This is a genomic window from Paraprevotella sp. (genome assembly GCF_986071375.1).
The window spans coordinates 209,638-223,860 of record NZ_CFQRNQ010000002.1 but is presented as its reverse complement, the minus strand read 5'-3'; the positions used below and the strand labels follow the sequence as shown (position 1 = coordinate 223,860).

General features: G+C 44.4%; 6 protein-coding genes. All 6 read right to left on the bottom strand.

The window, feature by feature from the left end; genetic code table 11:
• Nucleotides 1-11 precede the first annotated feature (11 nt).
• The 6 genes from AC5RDV_RS02065 to AC5RDV_RS02040 all read right to left on the bottom strand — a co-directional run bounded on the left by AC5RDV_RS02065 (nucleotide 12) and on the right by AC5RDV_RS02040 (nucleotide 14,220).
• Nucleotides 12-2,246 (bottom strand): TonB-dependent receptor plug domain-containing protein, encoded by a 2,235-nt coding sequence (locus AC5RDV_RS02065; RefSeq protein WP_282747677.1) that lies wholly within the window; start codon nucleotides 2,244-2,246, stop codon nucleotides 12-14.
• Between the two features lie 85 nt (nucleotides 2,247-2,331).
• Nucleotides 2,332-5,226 (bottom strand): NPCBM/NEW2 domain-containing protein, encoded by a 2,895-nt coding sequence (locus AC5RDV_RS02060; RefSeq protein ID WP_282747676.1) that lies wholly within the window; start codon nucleotides 5,224-5,226, stop codon nucleotides 2,332-2,334.
• Complete coding sequence (locus AC5RDV_RS02055) at nucleotides 5,223-11,993, bottom strand: LamG-like jellyroll fold domain-containing protein (protein ID WP_282747675.1); 6,771 nt, start codon at nucleotides 11,991-11,993, stop codon at nucleotides 5,223-5,225. The genes AC5RDV_RS02060 and AC5RDV_RS02055 overlap by 4 nt, the downstream gene beginning before the upstream one ends.
• 227 nt (nucleotides 11,994-12,220) lie before the next feature.
• Nucleotides 12,221-12,391, bottom strand: coding sequence for a hypothetical protein (locus AC5RDV_RS02050; protein ID WP_232038305.1), 171 nt, complete (start codon nucleotides 12,389-12,391; stop codon nucleotides 12,221-12,223).
• 385 nt (nucleotides 12,392-12,776) lie between these two features.
• Nucleotides 12,777-13,466 carry a phosphatase PAP2 family protein gene (locus tag AC5RDV_RS02045; RefSeq protein ID WP_008624004.1) on the bottom strand — a complete coding sequence of 230 codons (690 nt, stop codon included), beginning with the start codon at nucleotides 13,464-13,466 and terminating at the stop codon, nucleotides 12,777-12,779.
• Nucleotide 13,467: 1 nt separating this feature from the next.
• Nucleotides 13,468-14,220, bottom strand: coding sequence for a tetratricopeptide repeat protein (locus AC5RDV_RS02040; protein WP_008624005.1), 753 nt, complete (start codon nucleotides 14,218-14,220; stop codon nucleotides 13,468-13,470).
• Nucleotides 14,221-14,223 lie beyond the last annotated feature (3 nt).

The following is a 14,223-nucleotide window of genomic DNA, read 5'->3' as shown; positions in this document are numbered from 1 at the left end:
TATTTCGTCTGTCAGAATGTCGTGCGTAAAGTAACATTGATATTACGTCCCATGGCATTGATTCCCGAACCGAAAGTGCGATACTTCGTATCCAACAGGTTTTCGATACCAACCTGTACCGTCAGGTTCGGGTTGAACACATAAGAAGCTTTGAGATTCAGGGTGAACCATGCCGGAAGCCCTCTGCCCTCTTCTCCCTTCACTGTGGCGTAACCGATATTGTCTTCCCCGTTCAAGTTATAACGATCTAGTTTCTTTCGTCCGTTAAACAAGGAATAAAACTCTACAATGGCCTTGTCGTCTTTGCTCTGAAAAGTCATGCCCACCCTTCCGAAAAGCGGAGATATATGGTCGAGGGGCATACGTTCATCCTCCCCGTCGATAATATCACCGTAAGTATAGGTAAGCGAAGCGTCTGCCATAAATATATCGAGGAAACGGGCTTTCAGGCGTGTGGTGGAACCTACAACATAAGCCCTTCTGCTGTTATGGTTGGCATATATCTCGCTGAGTTCGCCATCATATTCTATTTCGGTATTTCCGTTCAGCGTATGCGGCTTTAGCGTAATGGCATCGAAAAGATAGGTTCCGAACACGGAAGTTTCCCAAAGGAAACGGTCGTTTTTGAACCGAGTCACATTGAAGTCGGCGTTGATAGTCTTTTCGGGGCGCACATCCGGGTTGGGCACAACCACCATACCCGGCTGCGAGTCGAATACCTTTCCCACATCGTCTATATTGGGCACACGATAACCGGTGGAAAGTGCCAAAGCTATTTTCCAGTCCTTGGTCGGATTGTAGTTCAGTCCCAAACTGAAACTGTAAGTCATATTGTTCTGTTTCACTTCTTTCACGTTCTGACTCAGGAATGGGAAAAATTCGGCGGTCTCAAACGAGGAATACAACATGGAGAATCCCAAGCGGATACCGTCGCTCAGGATCAGACGCGGAGTGATTTCCCATTGGTGGGACGCGTAGGCCTCTATATTGTGCATATAGTTTTGTCCGTCGGGGTAACGCGTATCCAATGCAGCACGCTCACCGGTGTCTACGTCCGTTTTGTGAGCCGTAGAGGAAAGGAAGTTCAATGCACCGTCTATTCCGGCATGGATACGATGATTGTCCACCTGTTTCATCCAATCGGAAGACAATGACACCACATCCACATTCTCGTTGCGGCTACCCAACCAAACCTCACCGAACTTACGGTTATGACGGCTTTCCTTGATTTTCTGGTAGGCCACCGTAAAATCGACTTTGTCTGCCGACAACCAGTCCGCTATCTCCATCGTATAGGCTGTCATCAAACGGAACTGAGGGCCATAATACCATTCGGCAAATTTAGGTTTGTCTTTTTTCATATCCGTCAACCGATCGTAACGGGGAATGTCCGTCGTATTCGAGAATTGGAAGTTCAACAAATGGCGGAATCTATCGTCCGGTTTGAACAGGAACTTCTGCATCAAGTCGTACTGCATATATCCGGAACCGGGTTGATGCCAGTCTTTGAAATTACCGATTAACAGGTCTTCACCATTTTCACGTACCACTTCATAAGGACGGCTGATGTATTCATCATCCTTTAGAAAGGGGTTCTTGCGTCGTCCGCTCCGTAAATCACCGAAGTTGCTATAGGATAAAGAAGTCAATGAAGCAAAACGTTCGCCACCGATATTGAAATCCACATGACCGGTGGTTTCTTGATTCGCACTACCGTAACGCATAAAGGCATTACCGGAAAACAAAGTTTTCCCCCCATCGCCCAAAACCGGATTTTTAGAACGGAAAACCACAACTCCCCCCAAAGCATCCGAACCGTAGCTGACCGAAGAAGGACCGTAAAGCACTTCCACACGTTCCAGTATAGAAGGGTCCACGGTTATGATGTTCTGTAAATGTCCGGCACGATAAATGAGATTGTTCATCTTCACGTTGTCCATGACAAGCAACACCCGCGAACTTTCAAAACCGCGTATCATCGGGCTTCCACCCCCCTGCTGACTGTTCTGCACTGTCAGTAAACCGTCTGTGGTCAACAAATCGGCGGCCGTCTGTGCATTGGCCCGTTCTATCAGGTTACGGGATAATACGTAAACCTGTTGCGGCACATTCATTTTCACATCCTGTTGGCGGTTGGCCGCCACTGTAATCTCTTCCATCAACCGGAAAGTTGAATCAGCGGGTTCCGCAGCGTGTAAATAAATGGTTGGGCATAAAAGCAATCCTGTAAAAATCTTGTTCATCATATCGTTATTCTGTTATGTAAATTGTCGTTACGTCTTGAATAGAAAGACGTAACGACAAACCCTGCTTACTTTATTATATCCATCCTTAAAAATCCAACGTCCTTACTGCCGTGGCATCTCCGTAGTTGATTACCATTTGGTAGGTGCCTGGCTTCAAACCGCTCAAATCCAATACCATTGGCGATACGTAACGAACGGCTTTCATCAATTTGGTTCCTTTTTTATTATAGATGGCAATCTTGGCCGGTGTCTGGTCGGGAAGTGTCAGCCGTATGCCACGTTTGTCCGGAGTAAAGGTGAAACGCATTCCCTCCAATGCTTTGGCATGATTGATAGGCAATGCCGAAAGATCCTCCGGTTGGAAGTCTACACTGACCTTCAAAGTGTTTCCTTTCACGTTAACAGGCCTTATATATACATCCTGACAAGTGCCCGGCTCTACCTTGGAAAGGTCCAACGTAAGATTCAACGGACGAATCGAAGATTCGAAATCGAGCGAAACGTTGTCCATCGTAAAGGTTACCTCTACCGGATCCATGCCCAGGGCATTGTTGATACCCATGATGTAACCTTTCAGCCCTTTCACTTCCGGAGTCTCCAAATTGTTCCATACCGAACCGGACGGATTTTCCGCACGCACCTGAGTGTCGTAACTGCGGATGTAGTAAGCTCCTCTGCCAGACATTTTGTTATTCAAATAATACCCCCTGGCATTCAAGTCGCTGATTTTGTCTATATCCAAATCGGAAGGGAAAGTGATGAAGTTCCAAGCCTTGGGTATGAAAGTATATTTCAATACGAACTTTTTTACCTGGACAATACCGTTTTTCACTACCACCTGCCCCATCTGTCTAGCATCACCGTAGACAATCAGTTCTTCCAATACCTGACCGCCCTCCAACTCTACCCGAGCATCCTTCTGCACCACAAAGCCTTTGGAAAAGCGGAATGTACAAGTAGTAGTTGTTGTAGGTTGCCATTCCCTGTCGCCGGGTTGAAACGCCTCGACTACAATCTCGGCATGTTCGGGAATCGTATGCAGGTTCAAAATGTTTCCGCTTTCTATCGTAGCAAACTCCTGTCCCTTCAAAATGCGGTACACCGGTGCCAATCCCGAAGAGGCCGTAGCCTTCATCGGCAACTTGAACGGCTTGTTGTGGGTCAACGGAAATTCTTTTTGCCAGTTCAGTGTCTGTTCCCTTCGTTGTACAACTGTGCGGTATAGCCTCGGCGCCCCTATTGAGCCATGGTCGTTTCCGGCCCCATCTCCACCGTATAATACATCAATATGTAAAACGGAAACGTCATCCAAGGGATAATCCCAAGTCGTCTTCTTGCTGTTATTGACAGGACCTGTTGTCGTAAGCTGCCGGTTATCCATGTTCAAGGCAAACTCCATGACATAAGGCTGCCCCGACTGTTTACCAACATCTGTGATAAAACGATTGTATATTCCCACGGGCAAGGTCATCTGCACCGAACCTACCGCATGAATACCAAACCCTTTCTTATATTTTTGCGTGGTGATTTGGAGCATAGAACCATTGACAGCCTTGTCTATTTGTGCTGTTCCCTGCGTACTATAAGACAAATCCGAAAGATAATCAAACATATTCAATCCTTCGTAATAAGAACTATGTATCGTCTCACTCCCTTCGTAACCGTAGGTAATGCGGAACACACGATTCATCTCTAAGTCAGGAACGGCAACAGCCAGAACCTTACCGGTTGTTCCGGATACAAACGGTGTGTCATTCCATATCGCCAACAAATCAAGTTGCTGCAATTCATTTAATAAATATACATCATCATATATGTTCAGAGTCAACTGCGAAAGCTTGTTCGCCTGAGGATTAACATATAAATATACCGTACCCGAATTATTTTCCAATGCCGGTAACATAGAAGAGATAAAGATATTCTCCCTCGTGCGTACTGCATAAGACAGCAAGCTTGTAGCACAAGCATATTGCTCATTACCGTATTGTGTAGCTTCAACAACCACATCAGTAGATTGTCCGTCCTTAAAGGTCAATACGTTACCTTTCAGTTCGGCAGCCTCACGGCCTTTGATAATACGGTAATATATCTTGCCTCCCGACGTGGCTGTGGCTTTTAGTTCCACTTGCATGGGATACGTGACAGTTCCTCCTGTATTTGTAAACGCCACCTGTTGCTCCAACTTGTCCGACGGGCGGCGTTCCATATACAGCCTGGCCAAATTGTAGTTGCCGATAGCATTTGAATTATTTGTAAAGTCTAACCTGATTTTTGTCAATGGCAAACGTGGAATAAAAGCGGGATAGTCAGCCGTAGAAATAGACTTTATTGCATTTGAATTAACAGTGAAGTCCAACTTTTTTCCGTCATTACAATAGAACATGAATTTAAGATTCCCGCTGCCATTCTGTGTCCCCAATACCATATCAAACTTACGGAAGTTCATCTCTTCCGGGAGGTCATAGATGATTTGACCACCCTTACTGGAAACTCCTTTATAGTAAGTCTTATCGCTTGTCTGCAAATTCAGGTCCGTACCGAAGCAACGGTCCACACCAGGCAATGTTCCGGCTACGGCTGTGGTAGCCTCCGTCCATTGATAGTCTCCCAACCACATGAAGGCTTCCGTATTGCCCTGGTTCACGCACTCGGTAAGCAACCGGGTGTCGTCGTCCAACACCACTTCCATGCGATAGGCATAGTCTCCAGTTTGCATCTCCACATCCACCGTCAGGAAAGAACCTTCTATCAATTCATAATCCGAAGCTACCGTAGCAAAACCGTCGGACATCCGATAAGTATAAGAAGTGACCGATTTGATTTGCTTACCGGCCAAATCCACCTTAGCTTTTAACTGACCGGCAGCATTTCCGTTGGAATATACCCCCAAGAGCTTTATGGATTGAGCATGGAGGCTTACCGATGCCCATACGAACACCAGTAAACATCCTATTTTGCCTATTAATTCATTCTTTATCATTTCAATATAATTTTAGTCACATAATCTTTTCCGTTCTCACTGATTTTTACAACATGTACTCCCGGTTTCAAAGATACCGAAAAGCTGTGCTGAGTCGTTTTTTCGCGTGCCACAAGTTGGCCTTGCACATTGAAGATTTGAATGTCGGCATTGCCACGCAGATTTTCTATCATGCAGGTGTTTCCTGAAACGTACACTTTATAACCAGTAGATTCCACCCTGTCTTCAATGCCAACCGAAGTGCCGTGACGTTTCACCTTCAATACGAAGCGGTCTTTCACATCTCCGGTTTGCGCGATGTCAAACTCATAGGAGTTATCCTCATCCAACTTCCATTCTGCCCCCGTATGTTTATCCCTAAGGACAACTTCATCATCTTCTGTAAAACCGGTTATCCGGCTCAAACGAAGAGACAACTTGCCGGATGTACCGATTCTCAAGCCCAGTTTGATTTCTTCTGTGTCCATCGGCAACGTATTTACAGAAGCCGCCGATTTACCGGCTACAGAGAACAACTGATTGGCTGTGGCTGACAAACTCCAGAATTTCGGAGCATCTTCATTCACCACAAAGTCTGCCGAAGCACTTTCTTCCCAAATAATGTCCGTACGATCCTGCTCTTTATCTCCTGAGTAAAGTTTCAAACGTACTGAAGTATATTCGTTTGCGGTATAGTAATCGAATGTACGACGATTAAGCGTTACCTCTTTGGCCACAGGAGTCACGGTAAGCTCAGCCTCAGGTGCCAATGTCTGGACAAAATAAGACTGGAACGGAATGATTTTCTGTTCTTCATCATAGTTCGTCATATCGAATGTGATATAGTTGTCCAACTCCTTATTATACTGATAAACGAATTTAGTCACCTTGTGTTCGTCAAAGATTACATTCTGGTGTTTCGTGATGTTGATATCTGCCAAATAGGGATTACCGATCAGATTCCATCCTTCCTGGGCCTTACCGTAAGGAGATTCATAATGCTCCAAGTGGCCGATAGTTACCGAACTGTTCGACAACAAGGTTCCGTTTCCGATATTCATCGCATTGTCTACGTCAGCAATCGTTGCCAACTGAACTTCTTCTTCCAAGTAGCCTTGAAGCAGTTCGGCTTCCACTTCTAAGTCCGCCGTAGATGCAGTAGCTACAAAAGTATGTTCGTCCTTACCGTTTTTTAGTTTCAGCTCAACTTTAGGCTCAAGATAAACCTTGAACTCCAATGGAGCAGATTCCGCACCGACTGCCTGAACAGTTATCGGATTCAAAGCCATTTTATCCAACTTCGATTGGTCTATCATAATCGTAAAGCGATTATCAGCATTACGCATGTCTACGCTGTCTTTGTCCAAAGAGGCATAAGCCGTTTCTTTTACTTCCAACATCACCACATCATCAGCATTTCCACTTAGTACCTTCACTTGCAAAGGTACCCCCTGGGCGGTTTCCTCCAACATGATGTTTCTGTGCCCGGACATCCCATTGGCCAAAGCCAGTTCCACTTTTACCGGACGTTTACCGGATTCGGGAGATACAAAGAACATCACTTCAGAAGCACGGTTCAGCAACGTTCCCTCGACAACGAACTCTGCTTTGCCGTTTTCTACAGCCTGTGCTTCCACAAAATGTTCAAACGGACTTTCCGAACCCAAAGCGCGAATGGCCATCACCAAATGATCCTGTTCCATAATGCCAACATGACGGTAGCGCAAAGTAATCCGATCGGTTGCTGTCAACTGTGGATCGTTTGCATAAACCAACGTGTAGTGTGTTTTGCTCAGAGGCAAATCATATTGTCTTCTTCCGGCTGCCACATAGTTGTAAGAGGTTCCGTCGAATGTACTCCATTCTCCCTGTACGTTCTTTCCTTCCGGATAAATCAACTGTACGGCCGAAGTTTCGGACATTTGGTTCAGATGCAGGCGGCTTTCCGGATTAAATGGCACAGTAGAACGATAGTTTTGTGTCAAAGTACCGTAGTGCTTCAGCGACATGTTCTGTACGCTTTCACACAAATCTCCGTTTTCATCTCTTACATCCATCGTCAAATAAGCCACCAATGCCGAATCATTCAGCAACACCCTTTCCTGCATATATCTTAAGACTTCTTCCTGGGTCAGTGAACGGTTCCATACAGCAACCTGATCGAATGCTCCTGTAAACCAAGTATTCCCCATTTGGTTCTGTCCTAACATTAACATGGAATGTACGCGTCCTTTATTTATATTACGTTTTATAGAATATTTCATTCCGTTCAAATAATAGTCCATACCATCGGGACGGGCTACCAATGCCAAATGAATCCATTGCCCTACCTGTTCTTTCGTCACGTTGAGGGAAGTAGATTGGTTCCAACTCCAGGATTCTTCATTCCAATGACAGCGTACATTGCCGTTTTGCAAGTGTAGTCCTGTTGCTACAGAGGGATTTGAAGAGCGAAAAAACAAGAGTGGTTTGGTTCCGGACAATATGTCTACGTCACCAAGATATACCCACCCCATTATGGTCACGGTATTGGATTCATGCAAAGCAACATAGTTATCTGCCGAACCCACCAAAATTCCACCTTTCTCTACCCACATCGAGTTACCCAAATCTTTCGAGGTAATCCGGTTGACAAGCTCAATCGGCATTGGAATCATCTTTTCATCGTTCTTGCCTTTTAAGGTCACCAGATTTCGATCATTGAAGGCCCCCAAATTCTGTCTTATTTTAAGCTCGGAGGAAGCTTCACCCTTCGTAAAATAGAATCCAGTTTGAGGTTGCAACACGTCATTATCCGATACGATTTCATACTCACCATTCGGTTCTGCCAGGCCTTCCACAATAGAAGCATGAGCTTTGACTGTGTGTTGATCTTCGGAATATACGATAAGCTCTCCTCTGTTTGAAATTCCCTCAACGGTCATTTCGATAGCCGGCTTCAAAGACACGACCAACATTTTTTTGCCTTGTAGTTCCTGCATCGATAAATTCGTTGCCTGCAAAGTCTGTGTAGCTGCATTATAGGTCAAATCTCCCACCTGATTCCAATAATTCTTACGGCCGTCCTCCGAATAATACAGACGATAACGCTTGTTCGGATTAAACGGTTTACCTTCGACTGCATAGAAATCCAACGCCAAAGTATCTGCTTCGGCAACAGTAAAGTTTCGGAAAATATATCCAGTCGGTTCTACCTCGTAATACCGGGCATCCAAATTGGATTTATCTTCTAACCAATGTTCCGCTTTATAAGCATATACACCGATCTGATAATCCGATGTCGTATTTTTAACGGCTATCTTCAACAGATTGACTCCACGGTCTTCAAAGAGTTTCTCTCCATTGGTCAATACACCGTAAACAGCTCGTTGAGCACTAATGGGAAGCGACATTTTTTCGTGAGTAACCTCCGCACGCGTCATCACGCGTGGCTGATATCCAACAAATGTTTCCAAGTCTCCGGACAGATTATCCCCATTGAAAGCATAGTAAGCTACCAACCCGTCACGATTGTCAGTGTTTACGGAATACATTTCACGACGGATTTCCTCTTCATTCAATTCGTAGTTCCATATCTTCAATTCATCTACGGCAGCCTCAATAGGCGCATACTCAAAAGCATCTGCAAACAGCGACAGGTAAGTGGAATTGTTCAGCGTATGCTCTCTACGGTATCGCTCTCCCTCACCGGTCAAAATACCATTTACATACAGACGTATCGAACCGTCACGTTTCTCGGTTACCGCCACATGAGCCCACTCACCCATATTCAAATTACCCCCTTCGATAGTTTTCTGCTCGTCAGAAGCCGGTTCATAGGTCGGCTTGTTAAACTGGTTGCTTGGAGAATATCTGAATTTCAAAGTACCGTTTTCTACAAAAAGCAACCAACCTTTTGCACCTTTATCATATTCCTTCTGACGGTTGGCCAACAAGACTCCGTTGCCCATCGGTTTTACCCAAAGGTCTACAGTAAAGTCATTGAAGAAATAATCTACATATCCTAAATCTATTCTACCCTTTCCATTTGAATACAACGCATTTCCGGCTTTCTTTTCCAGTTTTACATCCGATGTTTCCTTCACAATGTATTCAGCCGAGAAGGTAGACACATCGGGAGATTCTCTAAGCGTGAGTTTCAACCGTACTTTATCTCCAGGACGTAAGGCCCGAGTAAGATACTGATAGGGATTATCTACCTTCACTCCATTTACCGTCCATTCATAATAGTAATACAACGGAATGGTCCATTTCGTATCAATACCGATAGTACGGCGGCCGTCCACATGGGTGATTTCTTTTAAGGCAAATCCGTTTTTAAAGAAACGGTCGGAAGGATGCTCCAAATCGGCTACCCATACGCCACGACCATAATCAGCCAGTACCATCTCCTGTGTGGTATAATTCATGACTATATCACTGAATTTTCCACTATTATATCCCTTGGTCCAAAAACGCCAGGTATCTGAACCGTTTTCCAGAATATAGATTCCGGCACTAGCACGATTCACAAAATATAGATCGCCACTACCTTCGTGGAAAAATAAGTGATCGCAAGTTATATTGGGAAGCCCTTCTCCTACTTTTTCCCAACGACTTTCGTTGACATACAATCGCATAACCTGTCCTGTCTGTCCCAAATACAAGATGTCGCTGTTATCGGGATCTGCCGCTAATCTGGTATTGCTAAACTTTGCCGGCTCACCGTTATACAATATGTACTGAAAAGAGTTTCCGCTGTCTATGGATTTCTTTAAGATATTGTCAGTCGTACGTACAAAAATAGTAGTGTATCCTTTATCGCGTGCAAATGTTACATCCGCAACATCAGCCCCGACATTATCGAAAAGATTGGTCAGGCTTCGGCCGATATCATCAATACGGTAAAATGTGTTTCCGGCTCCCGTCCCCGTACGCCTCATATACCAAGAACCGGTATGTACATCAGCGTAATTAGTGGTTGTACTCCATGAACTCAAAGGCATGTTTTCAATACCTCCACCACCACCTCCAGAAAAATAGCATGTGCTAGTATAAGGATTGGCACTGGATTCGGAACCTTCATAACCACGCCAGTTTCCCCATCGACCGTAGCGGTATGTCTGCACGTCGATATCCTGTGTATTACCCACCATCAACTGGTCACCGAATTCATTGACACGTATATTGTAATACAACATCTGTCCCATATTTCCTCCTATATTAGTCCATTGGTTATTGTTCACATCCAAATCTTTCATCAACATACCACCATCCGAGCCTCTGAATACCCGGCCACTCTTATGAGAAAGAATGAAATGATTGTCCGCATTGTGACGCGAATTAGTTACCGCATAATATTTGCCGTCATCTTGTAATGACGTCAAACGGATTGACCATGCAAACTGATTGAAATTTTTTCCTCCATCAGAACTAATAGCAGAACTCATCGTACATCCGTATACCCAATTCGGTTCACGAAGGTTTACACCGAAACCTCCCAACCAGTTCCAAGGAGCCTCATTACCAAAAACAGTACCCCCACCGATACCAACACTGGGTTCCTGAAGCGTTATCCAAGTTTTTCCCTTGTCTTCGGTATAATAGAGTGCCGTAGCATTTCCGTTACGGATTGCTGCTGCAAACCACATCTGATTCGGATTTATGGTACTGATTACCATGTTGCCCGGCGAAGTGGCTCTTAAAGGAAATATGGTCTTGTTGTCTGGGTCGGAAGGGTCATTACGCAGTTCCGTCCGGTTTTCATTATACACATCAAAACTCATCTTCTTGATGTTATATTTTCTCTTTCCATTTTCCATTGTACTTTTCGCCCCATCGTCAAAATAGAAAATAGACCGAGACCCCGGAATGTAAATCATATCCCGATTGGAGGGATCAAACTCCACAGATTGAAACCATACACCCTTTCCTACCCCATTGGGATGAACATCCTTTAATTCATCCGGAACAATTACTTCTGTCCAAGTTTTACAAGTATCTTCACTGATCCACAATTTGCTAGCCCAATGCTCAACACCACCTTGCTGCTGTGCGCCAATGAATTTCAGGTTTCCGCCCTTGTCACGGAATGCATAGCCACGTTTATACCCTTTATGGGTAGCACCTTCTATGCGATGCCAAGTCTCTCCTCCGTCCGTTGTTTCATACACCGTACTGTTATCGGAAAAAGCAAACAAGTGATTCCAATCATCAGGATCGACAGGAATAGCAGAGTGACGGACCGTACTGCGATGAGCCCTTACTGGAATATTATCTGTGATACACGACCAACTAAGTCCACCGTCATCGGTCTTAAATATACCGGCTCCGTCTGGGATGACATATAGTTTGTCATGGTCTTCGGGATGTACCACACCCCAATGCATACGTCCGGATGACGGTTTATGCTCCACTGTACGGAAATAAGCCGCATTACGAATGCCCTTTTTCCGGTCTTCCGGTGTATACACGATTTTGGGCCAAGTATGATTCAGTACATCAGTTGGAACAGTACGGGCTATACTGGCCTGCATCGCCTCGTTATAGGTTGTATCCACGAATTGGTAGAGCGTATCTCCTCCTGGCATGATACCGTAAGTAGGTAGCCATTGCTTGGCATACCATCCGTAACCGAATTTGCTTTTGGCAGCCTTACGGTCCTTTAAGGCCGTCTTCATGATAGTTACGATCTCTTGAGGACTCCATCCATCATGTGCCAACTTTATATACACCTCATCATCCAACAAGTCTTCCATCTTCACATACTCAAACACAGAATCCGGAAGCATAGCAGCCTCTTTTACCATTTTATTGCGTCGTTTCAGGTCCCTATCGGAATCCGAAACATACACACTTTTTGCATAGCTATGCAAAACAAAACAGCAAAATAAAAGTTGAGTGGTTAAAAAAAGTTTCTTTATCATCTAACTTCTGTTTTAAATTTAATACTGTATCCCAAAAACAACCTAATCTTAAAAAGTATATTGGAATTTATTTGTGCTTTTCCGCTATCCTTTCTAATCAACTGAAAACATCATCGCCACGCGTCCCAAAAATCATCCGGATTATGTCCCGAGTTATATCCCGGATTTGGAGGTTCCGGATTCATATCACTTCCGGCAATCATCATCTCTGTTTCGAATGACATGACCCGGACTTCAGGACTCACATAATTTTTACGCCCATAGTTAAGTGTTGTTCTCATCTCGGTTTCCGCTAATAGCATCATTTGATTCATTTTCGTTTAATTTTTAATTGATAGAATTAGTGCAAGCCAAGTCTATTCGGACTCTTCCGATAAATTGGGACACAAAGGTAATGGCAGTTCTGTGGTTTTACAAGAGGAATTTAGTTAAAGAAAAAAGATAAACAATAAAAATAGAGGCTTATATAAACGGAGTATTTACGGTCAAAAAGCCCTCTAAAACCAAACAGTCATAACCAAGAATAAATACAAAGGCTCCGATATTCACACTTTGCAATATAAAAGTCATCCAAAAAACAATATTGTAACTACTACAAATCAGCCTATATTGTTAAAAATCATCTATTCCATGAAAATGAGAAAAGGACATCAGACCATTCTAGCATCACAAAACCACCGCCCGTATGGCCAATACCAGATAAGTGAGGTAAAGCACACTTTGGAAAATATCCAAATCTTCCACGGCATAACCCGTGGAAGTATATTGAGTAGAAATGAAATTCCTATCCGGTGACATCTTACGTAAAATATAAGCACATACCGTATAAGTAGAAAAACCTACCAATACCCCCCAAAGCATTCCAAACAGAATATCTCCCGGATAATGTACCCCCAGATAAATACGGGAATAAGAACAGAGCGCAGCCCATAAAACCAAAGAAAAGGTCATCCAAACATTACGAACCAACAAAGCCAAAAAGATACATACGGCAAAAGTATTGGCGGCATGACTGGATATAAAGCCGTAGCGTCCACCCCGGTAGCCATCCACCACATCAACTAGATACATTAGCATGGGATCCTGAGCGGGGCGGAAACGGGCAAAGTAGGGCTTACAGAAAGAAGAAGAAAACTGATCGGCCAACAAGATGGACAAGGCTAGAAACAACACAATAAGCCCTACCTCACGCATGGAATTGTTCTTGACCAACACATAAAACAGTATGACAGCCACTGGTATCCAAGCTACTGTACTGGTAATTCCGCCCATCAGATGGTCGAAGAACAATGAATCACTCCCGTTCAGCAACAACAGCAACCGTTGGTCCAAGCCAAGCCAATCTTCCAACGCCATATCAAATCACCTCCATTGCTTCTGCCGGCATCCAACCTACCTTACCGTCTGCCAACCGTATTTCTTTCCATTCTTTCATTGAATCGTCTATGATTTCCACACGCGTACCTTCATGCAGTACAAAGAGATCTGTACCCGATTCGTTCGGGGTACTCTTCACGACTACCGAACTACTCATCACCACGGCCCCGCTACGAACATTCAGTTCCTGATGTTGCGTCCAGGCAAACACATTGGCCATCACGACGACCGCCAACATGACCAAAGCACCAAAGAAACCCAATTTCTTCCACACGACCTTATTGCCTAAGAAAAACACCAGAATCAGCACGCAGGCTAGCACAAAAGCCACAATCCCCGTACGCGCCCATCCGTCCATACTCATCATGTCAATGACGTTCTTATACCATGTCACAAAGAACATCTCGCTTTCGGGCGTGATTTTATCTATCGTTTTTGAACGGGCCAACTCCAGATTGAAACGGACATCCGAATTTCCGGGATCCAACAAAGCAGCACGCTCATAATTCAAAATGGCAAGGGCCAGACGGTCTGTCTTATAATAGCAGTTTCCTAAATTATAATATATGTCCGCATGCTCCCCTTTCTTCAGCAAAGCTGTGTATATAGGTATGGCTTCTTTGTACTTTTCCGCAGCGTACGCACTGTCAGCCTGCACCTTGTCTTGGGCGTGAAGCGAAAACATGCACATCACACCTACGCATATCAAAATCAACTTTCTCATCAGCTTCATCCT

Excerpts from the sequence above, each read along its gene's own strand:
- AC5RDV_RS02060 (WP_282747676.1), bottom strand. The coding sequence starts at position 5,226 with ATGATAAAGAATGAATTAATAGGCAAAATAGGATGTTTACTGGTGTTC.
- AC5RDV_RS02045 (WP_008624004.1), bottom strand. The coding sequence starts at position 13,466 with ATGGCGTTGGAAGATTGGCTTGGCTTGGACCAACGGTTGCTGTTGTTG.
- AC5RDV_RS02065 (WP_282747677.1), bottom strand. The coding sequence starts at position 2,246 with ATGATGAACAAGATTTTTACAGGATTGCTTTTATGCCCAACCATTTAT.
- AC5RDV_RS02040 (WP_008624005.1), bottom strand. The coding sequence starts at position 14,220 with ATGAAGCTGATGAGAAAGTTGATTTTGATATGCGTAGGTGTGATGTGC.
- AC5RDV_RS02055 (WP_282747675.1), bottom strand. The coding sequence starts at position 11,993 with ATGGTAAAAGAGGCTGCTATGCTTCCGGATTCTGTGTTTGAGTATGTG.
- AC5RDV_RS02050 (WP_232038305.1), bottom strand. The coding sequence starts at position 12,391 with ATGAGAACAACACTTAACTATGGGCGTAAAAATTATGTGAGTCCTGAA.